14 protein-coding genes, 2 rRNA genes and 1 pseudogene are annotated in these 26,410 nt (G+C 38.5%); 4 read left to right on the top strand and 13 right to left on the bottom strand.

Translation table 11 applies throughout. From position 1 onward, the window contains the following. Positions 1 to 16 precede the first annotated feature (16 nt). Both rrf and G7Y57_RS16105 read right to left on the bottom strand, forming a co-directional pair. Positions 17 to 127 (bottom strand): 5S ribosomal RNA (rrf, locus tag G7Y57_RS16100). 192 nt (positions 128 to 319) lie between these two features. Continuing rightward, positions 320 to 3,200: ribosomal RNA gene (locus tag G7Y57_RS16105) — 23S ribosomal RNA — on the bottom strand. A gap of 1,106 nt (positions 3,201 to 4,306) precedes the next feature. Between G7Y57_RS16105 and G7Y57_RS16110 the strand changes: the two genes are divergently transcribed. After that, positions 4,307 to 5,944, top strand: a complete 1,638-nt coding sequence (locus tag G7Y57_RS16110) for a glycoside hydrolase (RefSeq protein WP_165026546.1) — start codon at positions 4,307 to 4,309, stop codon at positions 5,942 to 5,944. 76 nt (positions 5,945 to 6,020) lie between these two features. Here the strand turns inward: G7Y57_RS16110 and murQ are convergent, their stop codons facing one another. The 11 genes and pseudogenes from murQ to G7Y57_RS16160 all read right to left on the bottom strand — a co-directional run bounded on the left by murQ (position 6,021) and on the right by G7Y57_RS16160 (position 18,487). Continuing rightward, a complete protein-coding gene (gene murQ / locus G7Y57_RS16115) occupies positions 6,021 to 6,842 on the bottom strand; it encodes an N-acetylmuramic acid 6-phosphate etherase (RefSeq protein WP_165026549.1) in 822 nt (273 codons plus the stop codon). 17 nt (positions 6,843 to 6,859) lie between these two features. Beyond that, entirely contained in the window at positions 6,860 to 7,699 is an 840-nt protein-coding gene (locus tag G7Y57_RS16120) for a BadF/BadG/BcrA/BcrD ATPase family protein (RefSeq protein WP_165026552.1), read from the bottom strand. Continuing rightward, positions 7,696 to 8,865 (bottom strand): acyltransferase family protein, encoded by a 1,170-nt coding sequence (locus G7Y57_RS16125; protein ID WP_165026555.1) that lies wholly within the window; start codon positions 8,863 to 8,865, stop codon positions 7,696 to 7,698. Before G7Y57_RS16125 ends, G7Y57_RS16120 begins: the two co-directional genes overlap by 4 nt. An 8-nt stretch (positions 8,866 to 8,873) precedes the next feature. Then, the gene (locus tag G7Y57_RS16130; RefSeq protein ID WP_165026558.1) at positions 8,874 to 10,109 is read right to left on the bottom strand and encodes an exo-beta-N-acetylmuramidase NamZ domain-containing protein; all 1,236 of its coding nucleotides are present in this window, start codon (positions 10,107 to 10,109) and stop codon (positions 8,874 to 8,876) included. After that, positions 10,106 to 11,410 (bottom strand): MFS transporter, encoded by a 1,305-nt coding sequence (locus G7Y57_RS16135; protein ID WP_255491491.1) that lies wholly within the window; start codon positions 11,408 to 11,410, stop codon positions 10,106 to 10,108. Before G7Y57_RS16135 ends, G7Y57_RS16130 begins: the two co-directional genes overlap by 4 nt. 78 nt (positions 11,411 to 11,488) lie before the next feature. Further along, a pseudogene (locus G7Y57_RS18070) lies at positions 11,489 to 11,992 on the bottom strand (MFS transporter); the annotation flags it as partial. Positions 11,993 to 12,007: 15 nt separating this feature from the next. After that, positions 12,008 to 13,303: a SpoIID/LytB domain-containing protein gene (locus G7Y57_RS16140; protein ID WP_165026564.1), complete on the bottom strand. Its 1,296-nt coding sequence runs from the start codon at positions 13,301 to 13,303 to the stop codon at positions 12,008 to 12,010. A gap of 7 nt (positions 13,304 to 13,310) precedes the next feature. Continuing rightward, positions 13,311 to 14,240, bottom strand: coding sequence for a DUF4922 domain-containing protein (locus G7Y57_RS16145; protein ID WP_410492656.1), 930 nt, complete (start codon positions 14,238 to 14,240; stop codon positions 13,311 to 13,313). A 114-nt stretch (positions 14,241 to 14,354) separates the two neighbouring features. Next, positions 14,355 to 15,818, bottom strand: a complete 1,464-nt coding sequence (locus G7Y57_RS16150; RefSeq protein ID WP_165026569.1) for a glycosyltransferase family 2 protein — start codon at positions 15,816 to 15,818, stop codon at positions 14,355 to 14,357. A gap of 33 nt (positions 15,819 to 15,851) precedes the next feature. Continuing rightward, entirely contained in the window at positions 15,852 to 17,315 is a 1,464-nt protein-coding gene (locus G7Y57_RS16155; protein ID WP_165026572.1) for a sodium:solute symporter, read from the bottom strand. Between the two features lie 8 nt (positions 17,316 to 17,323). Then, complete coding sequence (locus G7Y57_RS16160; protein ID WP_165026574.1) at positions 17,324 to 18,487, bottom strand: exo-beta-N-acetylmuramidase NamZ domain-containing protein; 1,164 nt, start codon at positions 18,485 to 18,487, stop codon at positions 17,324 to 17,326. A gap of 539 nt (positions 18,488 to 19,026) precedes the next feature. Here G7Y57_RS16160 and G7Y57_RS16165 point away from each other — a divergent pair. From G7Y57_RS16165 to G7Y57_RS16175, 3 genes are all read left to right on the top strand, one after another. Next, a complete protein-coding gene (locus tag G7Y57_RS16165; protein WP_165026576.1) occupies positions 19,027 to 20,877 on the top strand; it encodes a PQQ-binding-like beta-propeller repeat protein in 1,851 nt (616 codons plus the stop codon). Positions 20,878 to 21,011: 134 nt separating this feature from the next. Further along, the gene (locus G7Y57_RS16170) at positions 21,012 to 24,473 is read left to right on the top strand and encodes a SusC/RagA family TonB-linked outer membrane protein (RefSeq protein ID WP_185153948.1); all 3,462 of its coding nucleotides are present in this window, start codon (positions 21,012 to 21,014) and stop codon (positions 24,471 to 24,473) included. Positions 24,474 to 24,483: 10 nt separating this feature from the next. Next, positions 24,484 to 26,361 (top strand): RagB/SusD family nutrient uptake outer membrane protein, encoded by a 1,878-nt coding sequence (locus tag G7Y57_RS16175; RefSeq protein WP_165026578.1) that lies wholly within the window; start codon positions 24,484 to 24,486, stop codon positions 26,359 to 26,361. The last annotated feature ends 49 nt before the right edge of the window (positions 26,362 to 26,410 follow it).

Here is a 26,410-nt window from a genome sequence, read left to right on the forward strand (position 1 = left end):
AGGCGCTCTTGCTTAAAGACGGCGGTAACCTACTCTCCCACATAATTGCAGTACCATCGGCACGATTGGGCTTAACTTCTCTGTTCGGAATGGGAAGAGGTGGAGCCCCAATGTTATAACCACCTTAATGTTGTTCTGTTAATAGTGATCGGTTAGCTTTTACAGCTGTTGGCTGTTGTGCATTGTGATCTTTTATCAACGTTGTTTTGTTTGATATGATGTAAAGCAAAAAGTAAAATTGATTCGGATTTTGTTACCGTTGTTTGTTTTGCCGTGCCGTTGTCCTTTTGATATTAATCTTAGGTGCTACGGCACGCGCTTTAGAAAGCGTTCGGGCAATTAGTACTACTCGGCTATGACATTACTGCCTTTACACCTGTAGCCTATCAACGTTGTAGTCTACAACGACCCTCAATGGAGATCTAATCTTGAAGCTGGCTTCGTACTTAGATGCTTTCAGCACTTATCCAATCCAGACTTAGCTACCCAGCAATGCTCCTGGCGGAACAACTGGTTGACCAGGGGTCTGTCCAACACGGTCCTCTCGTACTAGTGTCAGAACTCCGCAAATCTCCTACGCCCACGATAGATAGAGACCGAACTGTCTCACGACGTTCTGAACCCAGCTCGCGTGCCACTTTAATGGGCGAACAGCCCAACCCTTGGGACCTGCTCCAGCCCCAGGATGTGACGAGCCGACATCGAGGTGCCAAACCATTCCGTCGATATGAGCTCTTGGGAATGATCAGCCTGTTATCCCCGGAGTACCTTTTATCCTTTGAGCGATGGCCATTCCATACTGAAACCACCGGATCACTATGCTCTAGTTTCCTACCTGGTCGACTTGTGAGTCTCGCAGTCAAGCGTGCTTATACCATTACACTCTACGAACGGTTACCAATCGTTCTGAGCACACCTTTAGAAGCCTCCGTTACTCTTTTGGAGGCGACCACCCCAGTCAAACTACCCACCATACAGTGTCCTTGCGTTTGCAAGTTAGATTTCAAACAATTAAAGGGCCGTATTTCAAGGGTGACTCCACAAATACTAGCGTATCTGCTTCTTAGTCTCCGGCCTATCCTACACATCAAGTGCCCAAAATCAATGTAAAGCTATAGTAAAGGTTCACGGGGTCTTTTCGTCCCATCGCGGGTAATCGGCATCTTCACCGATACTACAATTTCACCGAGATCACAGTTGAGACAGTATCCAGATCATTACACCATTCGTGCAGGTCGGAACTTACCCGACAAGGAATTTCGCTACCTTAGGACCGTTATAGTTACGGCCGCCGTTTACTGGGGCTTCAATTCAAAGCTTCTCTTGCGATGACTTCTCCTCTTAACCTTCCAGCACCGGGCAGGTGTCAGGCTATATACATCTAATTTCTTATTAGCATAGCCATGTGTTTTTGTTAAACAGTTGCCTGGATCGATTCTCTGCGGCCAGCCGTGAAGCTGGCACCCTTTCTCCCGAAGTTACAGGGTCATTTTGCCTAATTCCTTAACTGTGAATCGCTCGAGCGCCTTAGTATATTCTACCCGACTACGTGTGTCCGTTTGAGGTACGGGTGCGTTATAGATTGGCGTTTAGCGGTTTTTCTTGGCAGTATGGTTACCTACAATCAGCGCTCCCGAAGGATTGCTGTACTTTCAAGTTCGACTCTTTTAGCGGATTTGCCTACTAAAATCAACGTCTACACTCTTAATCCACCTATTCCGTCAGATGGATGTAGTTTCACTCCTGCGTCCCCACATAACTCTATAAAGCAGTACCGGAATATTAACCGGTTCTTCCATCGGCTTCGCCATTAGGCTATACCTTAGGTCCCGACTTACCCTGATCCGATTAGCGTTGATCAGGAATCCTTAGTCTTTCGGCGAGGGGGTTTCTCACCCCCTTTATCGTTACTTATACCTACATTTGCTTTTCTATCCGCTCCAGAGGGGATCGATCCCCGCCTTCGACGCTGTAATAGAATGCTCCCCTACCGATTTAAAATCCCATAGCTTCGGTAACTAACTTATGCCCGATTATTATCCACGCACTGCCACTCGACTAGTGAGCTGTTACGCACTCTTTAAATGAATGGCTGCTTCCAAGCCAACATCCTAGCTGTCTTAGTAGCGGTACTTCGTTAATTCAACTTAGTTAGTATTTGGGGACCTTAGCTGATGGTCTGGGTTGTTGCCCTCTCGGACATGGACCTTAGCACCCATGCCCTCACTCCCGACTAAATCTTGTGCCCATTCGGAGTTTATCTGGACTTGATAGGCGGTGAAGCCCTCGCATCCAATCAGTCGCTCTACCTGACACAAGTATACAGCCGAGGCTGCACCTAAATGCATTTCGGGGAGTACGAGCTATCTCCAAGTTTGATTAGCCTTTCACCCCTACCCTCAGGTCATCCGAAAGCTTTTCAACGCTTACCGGTTCGGTCCTCCAGTTAGTGTTACCTAACCTTCAACCTGCCCAAGGGTAGATCACTTGGTTTCGCGTCTACTCCCACTGACTATGGCGCCCTGTTAAGACTTGCTTTCGCTTCGGCTGCGTACTTCGTAGTACTTAACCTTGCCAATGAGAGTAACTCGTAGGTTCATTATGCAAAAGGCACGCCGTCACCAATGAAGGCTCCGACCGCTTGTAGGCACATGGTTTCAGGGTCTCTTTCACTCCTCTATTCGAGGTGCTTTTCACCTTTCCCTCACGGTACTGGTTCACTATCGGTCTCTCAGGAGTATTTAGCCTTACCGGATGGTCCCGGCAGATTCACACAGGATTTCTCGTGTCCCGCGCTACTCAGGATACTGCTAGGCTTGGTTATGGAGTCGTGTACGGGATTATCACCTTCTTTGATTACATTTTCCAATGTATTCCACTTCTATAACTTCTTGCCACGGCGCAGTCCTACAACCCCAATATTGCCTAAACAATATTGGTTTGGGCTTTTCCCGTTTCGCTCGCCACTACTCCGGGAATCATTTTTATTTTCTTTTCCTATGGGTACTTAGATGTTTCAGTTCCCCACGTTAGCTCCTTAATTGCTTAAGGTGATATTTTCTTCAAATATCAGGTTGCCCCATTCGGATATCTACGGATCAAAGGTAATTTGCACCTCCCCATAGCTTTTCGCAGCTTATCACGTCCTTCTTCGCCTCTGAGAGCCAAGGCATCCCCCATGTGCCCTTTCCTACTTTCTTTATTCTTTTCATGCATAAATAAAACCTCGCGGTTAAATTTATTTATGCAAGGGTAATAAATTCTATCAAATTTATCTTTTTGCTCTTGTTACATCATGTCAAAGATCGTCTTCCTATTTATAGGAAATGTGGAGAATAACGGATTCGAACCGTTTGCTTAATCCGCTGATCATTTCAGCTATTAAAATTCCATTTTCAAATACTGCACTAAATAATAAAACGATAGAATTTAGCACTATTGAAGCCACTTTCGTGGTCTTTACTGCTACACCTCTCTTGGTAAGCGGATGCAAAGGTAGAGCTTTTTATTTATTCTGCAACAGTTTTGATATATTTTTTGCAACTTTATTTCTGCATTCCACTATATTTTGATTTTAGTCTTTTAGAATCAACCCCTTATATAATTCATTTTTTCTAAAGTTTTTTGACATTAATTTATTAAAGGTTAGAAAACGAGTAAAAAAGTATACTGATAAAAGAAAAAAGAATGTTCTAATAGGGAACATTCTCTCATTTATTTAGTGTTTAAACTATGAATTCGGAATATTCTGGACGAATGCACTCCTTTTACTACCGTTGTTTGCCCACTTATTCCAACAAGGGAATATTGTCTGTTGTTATCTATTTATTTAAACAAAAGAGCATACTATCAAGTGTCATTTATTTAAATACTAATATCAATAAAAAAGGTTTTGTATCAAAATAAAAATCTACTTTGGGATATTTATTATTCTGTCTCATATCAAGTATTCTATTATCGTACATCATCAACTTAAAACGAGCCGATTTCAATCCTAAATTATAAAAAATAAGAATGCTATATTTTTTGAGGTTTAAACATAATTTAAAATTGGTTTAGGAATACAGCAATCGCCCAGATAAAAGAGATAAACAACGACAGTAAAGATTTTGCTTGCTTCGAGATTAAATCAGGCGACTACACGTTTGATGTAAAAAACTAAACGTGTATTCTAAGCTTTATCTATATATTACAGAAAGTAAACAGATGATAAATAAAAAGTAACAATCAAAAACAGAGTAAAAAGTGTCACTTTTGTTACCTTTTAACAATTGCTCGTTTTTTAATGATTTATAAAATAATACAGATGATTACAGTAAAAAGAACAGTTTTAGTCCTCACCCTGTTAATGTCACTAATACCGACATTAATAGCACAGGACTTTTTCGCAGCGCAACGCAAAGATTGGTTATTGAAAGCTGAGCAGAATAAACCGAAATTGCAATCTACGGTAAAGAAACCGAAACAATTAGTCGATATTGTAAAGGATCAATCGGCATATCAGGGATGGAAATCAGTACCTACGGTACCGATAGATTCACTATATAAGGTAAGCTTTAAAAAGCATAAAGAAGTAATTGTAGACTTTGGTGAGCATATGACCGGCTATTTTTCATTCACACTATCGCCACTGAATCAAATACCCGATGCTCCTGTTCGTTTTAAATTCATATTTGGTGAAGTACCCGGCGAAATCGCAACCCCGTTCGATCCATATCCGGGAGGATTAAGCCGTGCGTGGTTGCAGGACGAAGTTATAACAGTAATGGAAATTCCAAGCACTGTTACTGTATCACGTCGTTTAGCTTTCAGATACGTAAAAATAGAATTATTGGCTACACCCAGCTATGATTTCGCAATATCAGATATGCAATGTCGGGCTGTAACTTCTGCTATTAATTTTCCGGAAGCATTACCGAACAGCACTTCGCAAACTATTCGGGATATTGACAAAGTAAGTCAGAATACATTGAAAGAGTGCATGCAGACTGTATATGAAGATGGGCCGAAAAGGGATCAACGTCTCTGGATCGGAGACCTTTATTTACAATCGATGGCAAATAATTATTCATTCCAACAATACGATATAACTAAAAGCTGTTTGTATTTATTAGCTGCACTAAGTGGTGAAAATGGTATGTTTAATGCAACTGTTTTTGATAAGCCGACATATCATGCTTCCAATCAGTACTTATTAGAATATGCCTTTTTGTTTAATGTAACACTCAAAGATTACTTATTGGCGACAGGTGATAAATCTACAGCTGACGATTTGTGGATTGTAGCTAAAAAACAACTGGATATAGCTAACAAGTATTTACAAAATGACGGACTAATGGACTTTAGACGTGCTGAGCAGGAATGGTGGATATTCTTCGACTGGAAAGAAGGTCTTTATAAGGAAGTTGCTTTGCAAGGTGTTACTATCTTCACGTTAGAAAATACATATGAACTGGCAAAAATGCTGAATAAAGAAAATGAGGTAAAGTATATACCTGCTATGGTTAAGAAAATGAAGCAAGCCGCCCATAAAAACTTCTACGATAAAAAAACAGGCTTATTCTCCGCTGAAAGAAACAAACAAATATCGTATGCTTCTCAAATATGGATGATATTGAGCGGTGTAGCAACGAAAAACGAAGCTCAACGCGCCCTAAAAGCACTTGATGCAACAGAAAATGTTGTTTATCCGGGAACCCCTTACCTGTATCATTATTATATACAATCGCTTATCGATTGCGGCATGGAAACAGAAGCGAAAAATGCCTTAATTGATTTCTGGGGTGGAATGATAGATAAAGGAGCCGATACCTTTTGGGAGGCTTACGATCCTAAAGACGATTATATATCGCCTTACAACTTCTTCCCGATCAATAGTTATTGCCATGCATGGAGTTGTACTCCCGTCTACTTTATACGAAAATATCCAGCAATTTTTCAATAATAAATCTGTTGTCTCTTGAAATTGCGATTTGTAACTTCAGAAAGATAATGACTAACAGCGATTTATCTTTTTGGAGTTATTTGTTTTCAGACCTATAAGAATCTACTGCTTTTTTCACAGACCCGTGTAACAACAACAAACGATTAGATTGCTCATAGTCAAGCCCCAACTCTTCAGCAACCATACGTGTACCCCTGTCTACCAACTTGGCGTTGGACAACTGCATATTAACCATGCGGTTTCCTTTTACCCGCCCCAGTTTGATCATTGTTGCAGTAGTAATCATATTCAGAATCATTTTTTGACCTGTACCCGACTTCATACGCGAACTCCCTGTCACATATTCAGGGCCGACTATCATTTCTATGGCTATCTCTGCTTCCTGAGCAATAGGCGAATCAGGATTACTTGAGATAGATGCTGTCAGAATACCATGTTTACGTGATTCACGCAATGCACCCACAACATAGGGTGTTGTACCCGAAGCTGCAATACCAACCACAGTATCTTTATCGGTTATATTATGGGCTTGCAATTCTTTCCATCCGGCTTCCATATTGTCTTCTGCTTTTTCTACCGGATTGCGTAATGCCGTATCGCCACCTGCAATCAGCCCTATAACTAATGTCGGTGGCATTCCGAATGTTGGAGGAATCTCAGAAGCATCGAGTACTCCTAAACGTCCGCTTGTACCCGCACCCATATAAAAAATTCGTCCTCCCTGTTCCATACGGGGCACGATTTGCGATACTAGTCTTTCTATCTGAGGAATCGCTTTTTCGACCGCTAATGCGACTTTCTTATCTTCTTCGTTTATATCTGTCAACAACTCTAGAACTGATTTTTGTTCAAGGTCATTATATAGTGACGGCTGCTCTGTTATTTTTATAAAAGTCATTTCAATATCTTATTTAGTTATAAGTCAGAATAATATTCAATCAGTCCTTCCATTGGCGATTGTGTAATAGTTCCTATGTTCAGATTCAAATCCCAACCTACTTTACGCAACACTTCCTGATAATGATAAGCCACCGATCCTGTAAAGTAAACATCATTGTATTTGTAATCGTATTGCATTACGTTCTTCTTGAAAAAATCAGTAAATGCATTGTAAACCAGACTATAAATAGTTTCATCCTGAATATGCTTCATCAGAAAAGGAGATAAACTCGCCAGGAATCTATTTGCCATAGGCTGTTTATATACTTTGTCTAATATAAGGGCAGGAGTAAGATCATATTCATTGAGGAATTCTTCTTTCAAGCCTTTGGTTAATTGATTTTTGAGACAAGCCCCTATAAACAATCGCCCTAAAACCGCTCCGCTTCCCTCATCTCCTAAGATATAACCTAATGGCGATATGTTTTCTTTTATCTCTTTACCATCATAATAACAAGAATTAGACCCTGTTCCAATAATACAGGCAATACCTTGATGTGTACCACACAAACCTCTTGCTGCTGCCAGAAGATCACTATTCACATTGATAACAGGTGCATTGATATTATCAGCTATAGCATCCCGTATTATGTTATTCCTTTCGGGCGATGCACAACCTGCACCAAAAAAATGTACAGCATCAATTTTATGCCCATTGAATATGGGGAGCAATGAGTCCTTAATTTCTTCACTAATATCTTCCCGAGTACGGAAAAATGGATTTGCACCCTTTGTAAAAACCTGCATTACTTGCTTATTATCTTCTACCAAACGCCAATCGACCTTCGTAGAACCTCCATCTGCCAATAATATCATATCTTTATATAGATTTTCTTTTTATACAATATATACCCAATCACCCAATTAAATCCTACAAACAGAAGAGCAAAACATAATGACCCCAGATAGTCTCCCAGAAGAGGTTGTAGACAGATTTTGTAAATAAAACCGTGAATACTTATAATTTCGCCTTCGTATGTAAATTTGATATTTCCTAACAGTATAGAGAAAACACCCGCAGCTACATAGATGAAAAGAGGATTGACTCCAAACGATTCGAAAAAAGGTGTCCATCGTTTATACCCTTTAATATCGACTATCCAAATAAGCAGAGCTAAAAATGTAGAAGCCAAACCACAGGTAGCAAGTACGAATGTAGGCGACCATATCTTTTTATTGATAGGGCAGCCATAGCTGAGTAGAAAGCCTGCGAATGTAAGAATAGCTCCTATTATGAATAAGTTTGTAATTCGCTCATAATTATCTTTCGTACTAAATAATACCTTTCCACAATAAAAGCCTAACAATACATGGCAAACGGCTGGTATTGTACTTAAGAGTCCTTCGGGATCGAGAATAACGCCACTATCTACATACATGTGGTTATCACCAAGTATGGCTCTGTCGATAATCGATATTATATTCTGTTCGCTAAACTCAAATCCATTACCAACTATCAATAGCAGAAAATAGGCAATCAATGTGGTTACAATAATATAAGGTATATATTTATGCTTTACAAAAATTGCAATCAACGATGTAATTCCGTAAGTAAGAGCCAAACGCTGCATGACCCCTAAAATACGGATATGTTCGAAATTTGTTATTGATTTAATAAAAAGGTCAAAACCAGACAGACCTTCTGCCGACAGGCTGCTGTATGTCCGAAATGAAAGCGATAACCAACCCAATCCTAAACCGATAAGGAATATTACGATTGTTCTTTTTATAATCTTTAATAGAGTCGGTTTAGTAAACTCAAAATTAAATTTGCGCAATGATATATAGGTCGATATTCCCATTATAAACATAAAGAACGGGAATACGAGATCGGTAGGAGTCAAACCATTCCATTGGGCATGTCCCAGCGGTGCATAAATAGAACCCCACGATCCGGGATTATTTACCATAATCATTCCGGCAATAGTAATACCCCTCAATACATCGAGCGATAAAAGTCTGCTACTCGGTTTATTATCCATATCCAATTTTATTTGTATAAATAATATTTTTTAGAAACTTGCTTAAATGGAGCAACTTCTTTATACCAGAAATCGCGAATATCGTCAAATCTATTATTTTTAGCAAAAGTCTCTCTTACATAGTTACTGCCCGATACCTGATCGAACATTCTGTATCGTTTATCATTCGCATTATCAAATACAGCTTTATCGGGATATAACTTAGCTATTTCCTGCATAATGTAAAATTGAATATCTGACAATGCTGCTTTTTCATAATCCATGATATGTACCTGCACACCTTGCAATTGCTGGCCTTGTCCTACTGAATAAAATGGCTTGATATGTAAAGGTCTGAAATGAATTCCCGGCAATTGGAGTCCATTAAGATTATTTGCTAAATCATCGGCTTGTATCCACTCGGCAGCAAACATCTGGAAAGGGATTGTATATCCAACGCCTATCGATAAATAGCCGAGTTCGCCCAATATCCCCGACACAGGATAAAAGACAGAAGAAATAGGTTGAGGAATATGAGGCGATGAAGGAATCCATTGCAAACCGGTTTCTTCATATCTCATTTTTCGTTTCCAGCCTTTCATTTTAACCACTTGTAATTTACATTGCTGCTTCAACATGTTTTCGCCATTTAATAATTGAGCAAGCTCGCCGCAAGTCAGCCCATACACATAAGGTATTTTGAATTGACTAACAAACGAAATAAACTTATCATCCACTAATCCGCCTTCAACTTTAAGTCCTCCAAGCGGATTCGGTCTATCCAACACGACAAACTCGATACCATATTGAGCTGCTGCTTCCATAGCCAAACCCATAGTACTAATGTATGTAAACGAGCGGCAACCGATATCTTGTATATCATATACTAATATATCCACATTTTCGAGCATTTCGGGGGTCGGAACTCTCGTTTTTCCATGCAATGAATATACAGGCAAACCAGTTTGAGGGTCTATAATATTTTCTACTTGATCACCTGCATGGGCATCACCACGTACCCCATGTTCAGGTGCGAAAAGTGTTGTCAGGTTCACATTAGGAGCTTCGTTCAATATGTCTATCGTAGATTTCATATTATTGTCAACTCCTGTCGGATTTGTAATCAAACCTACGCGTTTACCTTCAAGCACTTTGAAATTCTGCTCCTTAAGTACTTCTATACCTGTCTTTATTTTTATCTTCTGCGCAACAACTGCTACAGAAAAAAGACACAATGCAAATGATGCAATTAATATTCTTTTCATACTATATCTATATTTTCGTTTTCTTCTTTTATTTCTTTCGCTTTACCATAATTAGGATCTATTTTCAACAGGGCAACGGCGATAATAGGAATAATACTACATATCATTACCCAGATAAAGAAATGATTATACCCCAACAATTCTTGCAACCATCCGGCAAACATGCCCGGAATCATCATACCTAATGCCATAAATCCGGTACAGATAGCATAATGAGCCGTTTTTTGTTCTCCATCGGAATAATACATCAAGTATAGCATATAAGCTGTAAATCCGAATCCATAACCGAATTGTTCTATAAAGACACAGATATTTATGATAATCAAGCTATCCGTTTGCGAGAAACTAAGGTAGACAAAAGTAGCAATAGTGAGTAACATACTCAGTGCCATTGGCCATAACCATTTTTTCAATCCGCCTTTTGCTGCTGCAAGTCCACCGATTATACCGCCAAGAGTCAATCCTATAATGCCGATTGTTCCATACACAAGACCCACTTCACCGGTAGTAAGACCCAATCCGCCAATATCCCTTGAATCTAATAAGAATGGATTTATTAGCTTGAGTAATTGAGCTTCGGAGAAACGGAACGTCAACATAAAGAATATAGCTGCCGCTGCTTGTGGTTTCTTAAAAAAGGAAACGAATGTGGCAGCAAATTCTTTCAATATAGAGCTTGCGGTCATATGCGGATGCGGTTTATCTGAATCGGGCTTAGGTAAACCGAAACGATGATAGAAACTAAATAAAATGAATAATCCTGCCAAAACAAAAAATGTAATAGACCATGCGAAAGGAATATTTCCCGACAAACCCTTGTATTCTGCGGTACTTGTCGTATTTAATTTAGGGTCTACCTGAAAAACGATATACGCAGGTTTATTCCAGTTTTTTTCGCTAAATACCAATCGATCACCATGCAGAAGAGAGATACTCTTATCACCTCTTTCGAGAGTTGTATTCAGTATAACCTCTTTCTCCGCATCGGGTCTCTTAGATAAGGTAATAGCAGCAACAGCAACATTTCCTGTATGATCGGAATCTGTTTTTTCGACTTTCTCGCCAAAGTTATCTCTGATCCAATTACCAAGAGGTTTAGAAACAGAGGTAGTCCATAAGCTTTCTTTTTTCTCTACTACATTTACATTCGCGGCATCTTCTTTTGGAACAAATCCATTCTCCTGATTAGAAGCTGTAACTGTTTTCAGAAAGAATTGCAAACTATCTTTGTTAACACCATGAGTCCCTATCTGAATTACATCTTTATCTAATAAAAAGCGAATATTCCCTTCCTGTTCCACTACATTTTGCGATTGTGGGATATACAGAGTAGATTGTGTGTATTGAGGCGATACATCGATATTAACCTTCAATGGCTCGCTGCCTGATGCACTTTCCAAGAATCCCGCCAGTATAATAAGCACACCTTGTCCCATAATGGTTGCAACTCTATAAAATGTACTTCTTACGCCAACATACTTTGCTTGCTGGTTAGTATCGAGACCGAGCATATAAAACCCATCGGCTGCAATATCGTGTGTAGCCGAGCTAAAGGCCAAGAGCCAGAAGAAGGCAAGTGTTGCCTGAAAGAAAACGGGCAGAGGGATAGTAAATGCTATGCCGGCAAATCCCGCACCGATAAGCAACTGCATGGTGATAATCCACCAACGTTTTGTTTTTAGTATATCGACGAAAGGGCTCCAAAAAGGTTTTATGACCCAAGGCAGATACAACCAACTGGTATATAATGCTATATCGGTATTCGATATCCCCATTCGTTTATACATAATAACCGAAATGGTCATCACAGCAACATAGGGTAAGCCTTCAGCCAGATAGAGCGACGGAATCCATGCCCAGGGCGATTTTTTATTTTCTTTCATAACTTCTTGTTTTTCTTAGTATAGTTCTTTTAAGGCTGCACCTATATAATAGTGCAATAGAATCTTGTCGTACGAATATCCTCGTTCTCCCATTACTGCGGCTCCTATCTGGCATAATCCGACACCATGTCCCCATCCTGCACCTGTGAGAATGAACTGATTATCTTCCTTATCAATGGTAAAGGCTGAACTGTAAAGATGAGAAGTAGACAAAATGCGTCGTATCTCAAGTTCTTTACCGATGATTAATGTTTTTTCAGAACCTACAATCTTAAGTTTTATCAATCGTCCCGAGGTTCCGCGTTCGATAGGAATAAGTTCCTGAATTGTACCGAAATCTATACCCGAACGATTCAAAACAAGAGCTGATAGTTCATCTTGTGAATAAGTTACCTGCCAGCGATAAAAATCGGTTGTCTCCTGATCGTAATTATTCAATACTTGCATCAATATTTTCTTATCTTGCGTATTACAGAAGGCTGTGGGACGTGAATCTATCCACTCGATTGCCTCTGTCTCTATCGTTAAGTCAGGTATATCCTGCGTATTCTCACTATCTCTTAATTTTCTTAGATAAGGAAATTTTATATCTTCCCAGCAGTTTTGAAACTCTTCGACTATACCACCGCAGCATTTAGAAAAACGTGCATCACAAATCTTACCTTCCGATTGTAAGATTTGCCCTCTGGTTTCTTTTATTACTTGTTTTACTGTCTCTAAATTTTCTGATGCTCGCGTAATACCTTGATATCGCTGACAATGATCGTCGGCACAGACATCAAAATTCACATGATCTTCACGATCATACCATCGAATTATCTCGTCTTCGGTTTCTGTAAATGCAGAATATTTTTCGTTCTTGGCAACAAGATCTTTATTCTTCTCAATCTGAGCCAACAACCAACTGCGTGATATTACAGCATGAGCCTTAAGTAGTTCTAATGAAGCATGTGCACTCATTTCTGACGAAATAACACTTGTCAGATAATCCTCTACGCCAATAAGGTTGATGGCTGTTATCATTTCATTCTCGACAATCAGCTTTAATGCCCCTTGAAATACCTGATCTTCTTTTCGTTCCCAATGAAAATTGATGCCTATTACTACATCTTTCAATGTAAACGAAGATTCGCAATTCTGAGGCTCAAAGCATAATTCGGTGTAGTAATTGCCATTCCACAAGATTTGCCCATCTTTATATGAAACGGTATTATTTTGCGCAACTTTGCCTTCTCGAAATGTATATTCACCATTAAGAGCAAATACAATCTCTTTACTCCATAAAATACCGACACTTACTTTTGGTTCCATATAGTTGTTACAGTTTTTTTATGTCGTTAATAATAGATTGCATTTTATCATCACTGATACAGACTTCTTTCAGTATATGACTAATATCAACAGCAGTTATCTTCCTAAAATCTTTTTCTAAAGGTGTTATAAATACTCCACCTAAATCGACAGAAGCAGGACTGATAAGAATATTGTCATCGCCTTCTGCATAAAAGCAAGCCGGACGATGTATTTCACGAGGTAAAACCCAACTATACCATTTATCTGATTCGTACCATGTAACGATATTCATCATGGGTTCTTTGTCATCTCCCTTCAATTCCATCAAAGAATACAATTGTTTGAAGAATATTACTACGTCCTCTTTATTCTCTGCTTCTAACAAAAAGCTATTTCTAAGATAGCTGTTTATCGCATAAACATTTAAACCGTTAGTTTTATAGATCAGGTCTTTAGTGATCGTTTTCATATCACTCTCTAAAGGTAAAAATCCTTTGCTTCCAGCCTGAAAATGGGCATGATCGGGCGCTGATGCTCCACATTTCGGTCCATTATAAAATATGGTACACTCATCAAGCTCTTTCGCCAGATCCAGCATATCGCTATAACGATCTAATATTAACTGATCTGTATGTTCGTAGGTAGGAATTGTATAGTGTTTTGGAAATATGGGAAACGGATTTACCAATACCTGATAATTCTCACCGAAAGGAATTCCTTTTTGCACTGCCGGTAAATTGTTGGAACAAAGAAAACATTTTCTTTCCTGAATAGACTGTGTGTCTACCTTAGCTGCTGACGACTGGATACGCGCAGGATTGAATTGTACCTTGACTATAAATTCACCAAACGAAAATTCTTTTGATTCTACTCCTGCGAGAGCTTCGTAATTTATCTTCGCCAACTCCCATTCTTCGAGTTGACTCTGGAAGAGTACTTTTGTTTGTTGCGATATCAGGTTCATATTTATAGCTTTTCAATCCCAAAGAATAAAAGCCAGACCATAACAGAGATGGCTTTTATTCTTATAGAAAAAGGTTTAATTAAAAAACAACTTAAGGTCACGGACCTATTTAGTCTTATTCAAGGCAATACGAGCTTCAAGCTCCCATGTACGTATCCTGTCCTTGTATGTATTATGTGCATTTGCTTTCACAATATCGAGCGACGCATCGGAGTTATCGTCCCAACGGCGACATAGGTATAACACGTCGTATATACGCCCTATTTGATATTCACGAGAGAAGTTCAATCCTAAGGCATAATCTTCACCATAACTGGTATTCGGCACTTTAATTTCCCTCAACACAGGGGTGTAAAAAGCACGTGGGGCACCGAGCCCGTTTATACGAAGTGCATTATTACGCCCATTGTCGGGGGTCCATTCTTTATGATCGATAATACCGGGAGGAATCTCGTTCATATCGAAATCGGTAAGCATATATGTTCCTACCACCATCGCACAATTCTGCTCGTAGAAAGCATCGACAATTTTCTGTAATGTATCTTCTCCCGAATAAACATCGTCACTATCTAACTGAACAGCGAATTTTCCACACTTAGGATGATGAACTCCTGAATTCCAACAGCCACCGATACCTAATTCTTTATTTTCGGGGATAACGTGAACCAAACGTTCATCGGATGCAAATTTATCTATAGCCTCTGTTGTGCCATCGGTAGAATAATTATCTACGACAATAAGGTTGAATTTGAAATTCGTTTTCTGACTAAGTACCGATTTTATAGCATCGGCAACAGTACGGATACGGTTGCGAACAGGAATAATGACAGATGCTTCATACTCGAAGTCTGCCTGATTAAATTCTATTTTTTTGAATTGAGGAGCCAGATAAGCACCTACTTTTTTAAGATGATCAGTACATGCTTGTTCCATTTCTATTTGCATATCCCTATTTTTAGGATCTACATAATCGAAATGGCTTCCTCCACTTTTGTCTGTATTATTTTCTATTTCCGAATACAAATATTCATTGATATGCACCAGATCTGCATGTTGTGATACTTTCAGACGAAGATCGTATATCCCAGCAAATTTATATTCTTTGTCCATATCAGCCACAGCTTTTTTCAACAAGTCTGTTTTATATAAAAGCACTGATCCGAAATTGAAATCGTCACGAAGGCTTCCTTTCTGATATGCAATAACGGGAGCATTCTTTTTCTCATCGCCTACTACCTGATAATGATCGGCATATATAAGGCCTGCACCGGAATCTTTTGCTATCTGAAACATACGATCGAGTGCAAACATACCTAGTCTTAAATCTGCTGACTTTGTATAGATTAGTGTATATGATGTATCTGCTTTCGAACTTATTTTCTTTATAGTTGCTGTCGATCTCAATGAATCTATATTTATCACTTCACATCCGTCGACAGAATCTGTACATCCATTGTCGGTAAGTAAATAGATTTTATCAATGAGTGCCGATGCTCTTAAAGAAGCAATAGTTTCTTTCACTTGAGAAAAACTATGAAATGGAATAAAACAATTGATATGCGCTTTCATCTTGAAAATTGTTTTTTAAATTTTTATATGTGATTATAATTTTATTTCTTCTCCTTTTTTACTCAATAAGAATAAGCCAATAAATGTAAGAAGAGCATTCAGTATCAGTCGCTCATGGCTGAATTCGTATCCGTTAAACCATGCTTTGGAGTTAGAATCAATAATAAAACATACTATTGGCGAAATAATAGCGACCAAAGGAACAAATCTGTCTCTCACTTTTTTCTTTGTAAATATACCAAACACAAACATCCCAAGTATCGGACCATACGTGTAGCTGGCTAAAACATATACGGCGTTAATAACCGATGTATTATTCAACAGATTAATAACGATAATTACCAAGCCCATAGTAACAGCCATACCAACATGAACTTTCTTACGGATTCCGGCGACTTCCTCTTCCGTTTTCTTCTTTGGACTTTCAAGTATGTCTACCGTAAAAGATGTAGTAAGAGCCGTTAGCGCCGAACCTGCAGCAGCGTAAGCAGCCGATATAAGACCTATAACAAATAAGACACCTACAATTGCAGGGAAATAGCCTTGGGTTGCAATAATAGGAAAGAGATCGTCTCCCCGCTCAGGCATCGGGATATTACTTTGTGCAGCAAATGTATATAGCAATACACCAAGCATTAGAAATAGCAGAATAATGAATATTTGTAATATTCCGCCTGTTACCATATTTTTCTGTGAGTCTTTATAGTTCTTACAACTCAATGTTTTCTGCATCATATCCTGATCCAAACCAGTCGTAGCAATAACTAAGAATACACCTGCCAGAAATTGTTTGAAAAAGAATTTACCATCGTTGACATCATCAAAAAAGAAAGCCTTAGACATATCACTTTTTTTAATCATAGTAAACATTCCGGCAAAGTCTAATCCCAAGTTTGTAGATATATAATAAATGCAAAGACCTACTGATACTATAAGACAAAATGTTTTTAGGGAATCTGTCCATATCAGTGATTTTACTCCGCCCCTAAATGTATACAACCACACGAGCAAGACCGTGAAAACGACATTCAGAACAAAAGAAAGTCCCAATGGCCCGAAAACCAAAAGCTGTAAAACGATACATACTAAAAATAGTCGCACGGCTGCACCCAACATCTTAGAAATAAAAAAGAACCAAGCCCCGGTTTTATATGATGATATGCCAAAACGATTCTCTAGATATTCGTAAATAGATGTCAGATTCATCTTGTAGAATAGAGGTATCAGCACAAAGGCTATTATACATTGACCGACCGCAAATCCTAAAACCATTTGAAGATAAGAAAAACCGCTTGCAGCAACCATACCCGGCACGGAAACAAAAGTCACACCTGATATAGCTGAGCCAATCGTTGCAAAGGCTACCACATACCATGACGACTGTCTGTTACCGACAAAAAAACCCTGATTGTCAGCTCTACGTCCGGCAATGTACGAAACGCCGAATAGTAATGCAAAATAGGCAGCTATAGTGAATAGTATTAGAATTGGGGTCATATAATGTTTTATTCGTGATATAGAAGATACGGTGTACGCTGTTTTTTAAACTTAGCAACATCATCTTTCCACATTAATTTTATTTCATCTGCAGATTTACCTGCAATTATCATCTTTCGGATATAGTCCACTCCTACTAGCTTCTCGAAAAACGGTTGAAAAAACTTATCCCCCATTTTAAGATTATTATATGCATCGATCACATAGCTAAGATCGAATTTATTTTCAAAAATTTCTTCATTTGAGACATTTCTCAAATCAACTCCATAACACAGCTTATTTAATAGTGGAGGATTTTTAGCGCCCGGAATACTTTTAGGTGTAAATGTAAATGTGTAACCTTTCATATTGGGATGTCCGTAAACCTGAAAAGGAAATGTTGTACCACGACCTAAACTAACAGGTGTACCTTCGAACAAACAAGTAGAGGGATACAAATAGATAGATTTCATATTAGGCAGATTAGGCGATGGCGCTAATGGTAACTGATATAATGTCTGATGTGAATAATTCTTACATTTTACAACAGTAATATCACATTTACGAGAAGACGGTAACCAGCCTTCGCCATTAGTCATTAAGGCAAGTTCACCCAATGTCATACCATGTACAACCGGAATAGGCAACCAGCCAACACCCGATTTATGTTTCATATCTAATATAGGCCCGTCTACATAATGGCCATTAGGATTGGGACGATCTAAAATTATCATTTTTTTATTATATTCGGCACATGCATCCATCAGTTTTACCATTGTTATATAGTAGGTATAAAACCGTAATCCAACATCCTGTATATCGAAAACCAGCACATCGAAAAGTTGCATAGATTCTTTACTTGGCTTTCCGGCAATTCCATCATATAATGAACGAATAGCAATGCCTGTTTTCTCATCCACCGAACTTGATACATGTTCTCCTGCATCCGCATCACCTCTAAAACCATGCTCAGGAGAGAATATTGCTGTTACATTATGTTTTTCTCTTACCAGCATATCCACCAAATGCTCGTCTCCAACCATACCCGTATGGTTAGATATAACAGCAATCCGCTTATTTTGAATGAGCGGAAAATATTCGTTTGTCGACTCCGCCCCCATAACAACTCCTTCGTTTTGAGCGTAAGAGGTTAATGAGATGATTAAAAATAAAAGTATACTTACTCTTTTCATGATTTCTATTCTTTCAATTATTCACATTATAAAAATCTAAAGATAATGGTTTCGGAGGAAATAAATATTTGTTATCAATTCGATAAACGAAAATTCGATCGTGAAACAAATATAAAAGGATATATTTGAATAATTACATAAGATGATCAGCAAAAAGCATAAATTAACATTTATTTAGTATCGTATATTTATTTTAAATATTTAATTGGATTACAAGAGCCAATAAACAAGGCATAAATACTGATACAAACCCTTATAGAATGCCTAAAAAACTAACAAAACGCATAATTAATCTAATACATGAAAATATCAAAACACCAACAAAACACACAACAATCTAATAAATAGATATATAACCAAACATACAATCATTAGCAAGCTGCATAAAACTTAAAATACATAAATATTTCATAACAAATACAAAAATAAACAAACGAAACGAAAATAATAGCTAGAAAAGAATATATTTGTAACACTTATATGATATATATCATTTCATTCTCTCAGTGTATTTCTTGTATAGTAAAACAATCATCCATATGAAAAACACTATTTTATATTTATCAACACTATTATTACTTGCAATATCAGTACAGGCACAGGATTTTAAATTTGCTCTTGTTACAGACATCCACGTAACAAAAGATTCCCTTGCCTACAATGACCTCAAAAAAACGATAGACCAGATTAACAACACTCCTAACTTAAGTTTTGTTCTTGTAACCGGAGATCTGACAGAAGAAGGTGACCGGGAATCATTAAACAAAGTAAAGCTTCTTTTAGATCGACTCAAAGTAAAATATTATGCTATCTCCGGAAACCACGAAACCAAATGGAGTGAATCGGGCTCTACAGATTTTGGACATATATTTAACGGCGACAGATTTAAATTCGAATACAATGGATATACCTTTTTAGGATTTAATACCGGACCTATAATACGTATGATGGATGGGCATGTAGCTCCTCAGGATATAACATGGTTAGAGAAAGAATTTTCATCAGCAAAACAAGGAACACCTTTTATTTTAGTTACACATTACCCTCTTCAGGACGGAGATGTCGATAATTGGTACGAAGTAACAGATTTAGCTAGGAAATACAACATAAAAGCTGTATTAGGAGGTCACTATCACCGCAATTTACTATTCTCTTACGATGGCATTCCAGGAATTATCAATCGCTCTAACCTAAGAGACAAGACAGATAATAAAGGAGGCTATTCACTTTACGAAGTAAATAAAGATTCGATCTCTGTATATGAACATAAAATAGGACAAAATCCTAAAAAATGGGGAGGTTATTCACTTACCGAAAAATACTACACAGAAGATAATTCAAACTATAAACGTCCGTCTGACTCTGTAAATCATATCTATCCTAAGATTAAAGAAAAATGGATAACCAGAATAGGTGGTACGATCTATTCATCACCTGTTATCTATAATAACAAAATATACGTAGGTGACGACACAGGTTTATTAACTTGTCTTTCACTATCAGATGGTTTGATAAACTGGACTTTCAAATCGAATAATAGAATTGTCGGTACACCAGCAGTCGAGGAAGGTATCGTTATATTTGGATCAGCAGATAAAAACATTTATGGTATAGACTCTGAAACGGGCAAACAGATATGGAAATATCCAACGCAAGAAGCCGTATTAGGTGCTGTTACTATCGAAAATGGAATTGCCTACATAGGCGCAAGTGATCAAACATTTAGAGCAATAGATATTAAATCAGGCAAATTAGTATGGGAATACGCCCATGTAAAAGGTTATATCGAAACAAAACCTCTTATCTATAAAGATAAAGTAATTTTCGGTGCTTGGGATAACAATCTGTATGCCCTGAACAAACGAACCGGTGAGCTCTTATGGACATGGAATGGCGATCTTACCCGTATGCATTTTTCGCCTGCTGCTGTATGGCCTGTAGCAGCACACGGAAAAATATTCTTTACAGCACCCGATCGGGTTATGACGGCATTAGATGCTGAAACAGGACAAACAATCTGGCGAACAAAAGAGTCGATGGTACGCGAAACTATTGGTCTATCAGCCGACAAAACGCAACTATATAGCAAAACGATGCAGGACAGTGTCGTATGCTATTCAGCAATAGCAAATGTACCAGAACGAATTTGGGCGACGAATGTAGGCTATGGTTACGACCATGCGCCATCTATGCCTGTCGAGAAAGACGGAGTAGTCTTCGGAAGTACTAAAAATGGATTGATTTTCGCTTTGGAAGCAAAAGACGGAAATCTTTTATGGAAACACAAGATAGGTAACTCACTTATAAATACTGTAGTGCCTTTAAACAACAAAGAGTGCTTATTTACATCGGCTGAAGGGCATGTAGGAATATTAGTAAACCTTGAATAAAAACAACAATTATTATAAACAACTCATTTTGTAGAATATAGATACAATCTGCCTATGGAAAACTTCAACCTTCTTAATAACCTTATGTATTTCAATTTTATATTAAAACAATATCAACGAATAAACCAAGTATTATGAACATTCCTAGGAAATGCAGAAAAACACTGCCAAAGAAAGTTCTTTGTGTATTCGCTTTCGGGCTGATATGTTCGTTCATAGGTAGTGGTTATGCCAGTGCAAAACCTCATCTGAACAGCAATGTAATGGAGCAACAACAAGCTAAAGTTACAGTACAAGGAAAAATTATAGACGAAAAAGGAGAAGCCCTCATTGGGGTTAGTGTTGTAGCTAGAGGAACAACACAAGGTACTATTACCGACATAGATGGAAAATATACTATCAATACAACGCCCGATGCGACTCTTGTCTTCTCGTATGTCGGGTTTCACCCACAATCGATTGCAGTAGGAAGCAGAAAAACTATAGATATCGTAATGAAAGAAGACTCCCAACTCATGCAAGAGGTTGTAGTCGTGGGATTCGGTGTACAAAAGAAAGAAAATCTGACAGGAGCTGTTACATCGGTAGATGTAGGTAAGACTCTCGACAGCCGGCCTATCCCCGATGTAGGTCGTGGCTTGCAAGGTGCTGTACCGGGACTTAGCGTTACAATACCGAATGGTGAAGTAGGTTCCGATCCTGTGATGAAAATCCGTGGACAAGTAGGTTCACTTACAGGTGGTTCTGCTCCTCTTATCTTGGTCGACAACGTCGAAATACCAAGTATACAAATGATAAATGCCAACGATATAGCATCTATTTCTGTACTTAAAGATGCTGCCTCTACCTCCATATACGGAGCTAAAGGTGCATTCGGAGTTATATTGATTACCACAAAACAAGGTGCTAAAGAAGAAAGTGTGGTAGTTGAATATTCAAATAATATTTCGTGGCAGAAGACATCGAAAAATATCAACATGGGCGGCATAGATGCTGTTGAATACTCTGTTCTGGCAGCTGAAAGAATTGGTAATACAAAATCAGGAGCTTTTTGGCTAGCCGACCGCACAAGTTTTGAAAGATCGAAACAATGGATAGAAAAATACAGTGGAAAAGTAGGTGCTAACGACCCTATGGTATACGGAAGAGACTGGTATATGGATGGTGCATCCAAAATGGGTGTACGATTATATGATTCATACGACTATATGATCGAAGAGTGGACTCCCGCTCAAGCTCACAATCTATCTTTAAATGGCAAAAGCGGATCAGTTTCTTACAATATCGGATTAGGCTATCTTAACCAAAGTGGAATGATGAAGCCTGCTGACAAAGATGATTTCACACGCTATAACGCAACCATAAGATTGAGTTCGAAAATTAATAAGTACGTGACTGTACGAGGCGGTGTGCTTTATTCTGATCGTAGAAAACGCTATCCTTATGCTACTAATTCAACTACTGCAGATGCATGGTATTATGTTTATAGATGGGGACCTTTATCTCCTTTTGGAACAGAAAACGGAGACCCGATTAGGAGTGCTGCTTTCGAATTGGAAAACTCGAACACAGCAGAACAATCATATGGTTATACCAATATAAATATTGGCGCTACAATCACTCTATCTAAAGACTGGACACTGGATGCCGATTATACCTTTGCCAACCAAGATATGTCATGGAACAAACCGGGTACCCGATTTACAGCCAGAAACTCATGGGGTGGTGCTGTGGCCAGAAATGACGAAAATGGCAACCGTATATATGTAAACAATGAAGGTAATATTGTTCCTGAAGGCAGTGCTGATGCTATGCCGGCATACGAATTACCTTATGTAACCTATACCGGAAGAGGTGCAAATCCGGATCATATCTATCGCGAAGCTGAAAATTACAGACAATCGACATCGAACGTGTTCACAACATATAATCTGAAATTGAACGATGATCATAATTTCAAATTTATGGCCGGTTTGAACTGGGTTAAGTCTAAAAATGTATCTAATTGGTCACAAAAGACAGATTTATTCGATATAACTAACCCTCAGTTCACTTTAGCTAACGGAACTCAAACAGCTGGTGGTAAAACATTGTGGGAGTCTCAACTAGGATATTTTGGCCGTATAAACTATATGCTAATGGGCAAATACTTATTAGAAGGAAACTTGAGATACGATGGTTCATCGAAATTTCCGAATGACCTGAAATGGAGATGGTTCCCATCATTCTCTGCAGGCTGGATAGTAACGAATGAATCATTTATGGAAGAATTAAATCCAACCCTAAGCTTCCTCAAATTGAGAGGTTCTTGGGGTAGTATTGGAGACCAATCTGTCCCTAATAACTTATATGTTCCTCTTATGAATTCATTTACAAGTTGGGCATCACCGGCTTATCAATGGATCAACGGAGCAAATAAAGTACAAGGATATTCCACACCTCTTGCAGCTGATGCAAATATAACATGGCAAGATATTGAAAACCTAAATCTAGGTTTCGATCTTCGTTTATTTAAAGATAAGTTAGGTATAACTTACGATTGGTATCAACGTACAACTAAAAGTATGATTACTCAAGGCATCGATCTTCCTTATACATTTGGAGGTCCTGTTCCTAGAGGTAACTATGGAGAGTTGAGAACACGCGGTTGGGAGATTGCTGTAGATTTCAACCATAGATTCAGCAATGGAATTGGAATTAATTTCTTAGCAACTTTATCCGATGCTACATCAATGATCACTGACTATCCTGACGAAGCAACCAAGAATGTAAAAGATTATTATGCTAATTATAAAGGAAAACGTTGGGGAGATATCTATGGATACAGAACAGACCGTCTATATCAGGAAAGTGATTTCAATCGTGTAACTGTAGATGGAAAAGAAGTATGGCAATTAAAAGAAGGTAATCCTAATCAGGTTTACCTACAAAACTCGAGCAATTTCGTTTTTGGCCCCGGAGATGTGAAATTTGTAGATCTAAATGGAGATGGAAAAATTGATGACGGTAGCGGAGTTGTAGGCGACAGTGGTGACCTTGAAGTAATTGGTAATACGACACCTCGATACGAATATGGTTTCCGTTTAGGTGCAGACTATAAAGGTATCGATTTCTCTATATTTTTCCAAGGAGTTGGCAAACGCCAGATATGGGGTAACGGGCTTTTAGCTATTCCAGGTTACAATGCTGGTGATGGAGCAATGCCTCAGACTATTGCAGGTGATTTCTGGAAAGAAGACCGCACAGATGCTTTCTATCCGCGCCCTTATAATATGGCCGCAAGTGCTATAAATCTTAATAATATGCAGGTACAGTCCCGCTATTTGTTAGATATGGCCTACTTAAGGATTAAGAACATCACAGTTGGCTACACTCTTTCTCCTGAATTAATAAAGAAAGCATATTTAAGAAACGCACGTATATATATGTCTATCGAAAACTTTTTCACTTTCGATAATTTGAGAGGTTTACCAATCGATCCCGAAGTAGTATCCGGTTTCTCTATGTTCAATGAGAGTAACTACAACTCGGGTCGTACAGGTGTGGGAACTCCGATGTTCAAGAGTTTATCTTTTGGCGTTCAGTTAACTTTTTAAAGCAAGAATTATGAATACAATAGAAATTATAAAAAATACAGCATCAATAATAGTCTTATCAACAATATTGGTAATGACTGGCTGCAATGATGATGTTCTGGATCGTCCGCAACTAGCTAATCCGGACGACGACACATATTGGACAAGCGAAGACAATCTGCGTTTGTATGCCAATGAATATTATGCTCAATTCTTCCCTGGCTACAATACCGGTTTTGTCGCAGATTATACACCGATAAGAGGTCTTACATTTAACGATGATGTTGTCAATTCCAACAGACAAGCTTTATTTGAAATAAGTGTTCCAAACACCAGAGGTAGTAATAACAATACGACAGGAGAAACTTCTAGTAGCGGTAGTGCCCCTGCGTGGCTAAGTGAATACAATGGTCCGACGTGGTATTTCGGATGGATTCGCAAATCTAATGTCATGCTAAACCGGATGGATACAAGAATGACGGGTATACTTACAACTGAAGCATACAACCACTGGACAGCTGTGGCACGTTTTTTCCGAGCCTTAGATTATTGCAGACTAGTAAGTGTATTCGGTGATGTTCCCTATATGGATAGATTAGTAACTACAATCGATAATGATATCCTATATCAGGATAGAACTGCCCGCAATGATGTTATGGACGCTATCTATACCGATTTTGAATATGTTTTAGATAACATCCGTGCCAGCGATGGTAATCAATATGTAAATAAGGATATTGCAGCTGCCTTTATTTCGCGTTGGATGCTATTCGAAGGTACATGGCAGAAATACCAAAAGGGAGATAATGCGAGAGCTAAAAAATTCCTGGATTTCTCGGTTAAAGCATCAGAGTTGATCATGGGCAGTAAATATGAAATTGATGGCGATTTCCGTAGTCTTTTTGGATCTGAAGACTTAAGCAAAAATAAAGAATGCATTCTTTATAGAACTTACGATGCAGCTTTGGGTGTTACTCATGCTATTGCCTCATACAATAACTTAACTGAAAACCAAGCTTTCTCGGCAAACCTAAGTCTTGTGAAATCATTCATTTGTAGTGATGGCAAGCCTTGGCAGAATTCTACAGTGGCCAATGCGAAATCTTTTAGCATATCAGATTTACAGAAAAGCCGTGATCCCCGATTCGAAGCTACTTTCTGGGATCAACCGAGAGAGCAAGCAGCAGGCTTACTATATACTGTTAAGTTCATAGATAGAGTTGGCCCGACTTATGCTGACAAGGGAGATTATCCACCCAAATACACCAGTCAAACAAATACCAACGATGCACCTATAATCCGTTATGCAGAAATACTTCTCAATTGGATTGAAGCCAAAGCAGAATTAGCTACTTTAGGTGGATCTGCAGTATCACAAGGCGATATCGAAAGATCGATAAACGCTATACGAAATAGAGAACTAGCGCCTGAAGCAATCGATAAAGGAGTTACAAAAACTGTTCCTATGAATTTAGGTAATTTGCCGAATGATCCGAGCCGAGATGCAAATGTACCGGCTTTGATATGGGAGATTCGTCGCGAACGTAGAATGGAATTGTATGCCGAACAATCTCGACTGTTAGATATCAAACGCTGGAAAAAAATAAATTATATGGATGGTGTTACGAATCCTGATTTGCTGAGAAGTATATGGGTTGATATTCCGAACGAGATACCAATTCTACTTACCGAAACAAAAATCAATGTAACACAAGTGCAAAAAGAAGACGGAACAATTGTTGTATTCAATGGTACGAATCAAGCAGACATGGTGGGGTATTACTTACCCGAAAATGTTGCAAACAGAGACCCGTTTACCGATAGAGTTTATTTAGCTCCTATTGGTAAAAACCAAATTGATTTGTACAAAGCTAAAGGTTACACTTTGACCCAAACGCCGGGTTGGTAACATACACCAAAGATGGATAAAGAGGCATCTTAAATAATTAGATGCCTCT

The sequence above is a fragment of the Dysgonomonas sp. ZJ279 genome (assembly GCF_011039205.1).
Taxonomy (GTDB): domain Bacteria; phylum Bacteroidota; class Bacteroidia; order Bacteroidales; family Dysgonomonadaceae; genus Dysgonomonas.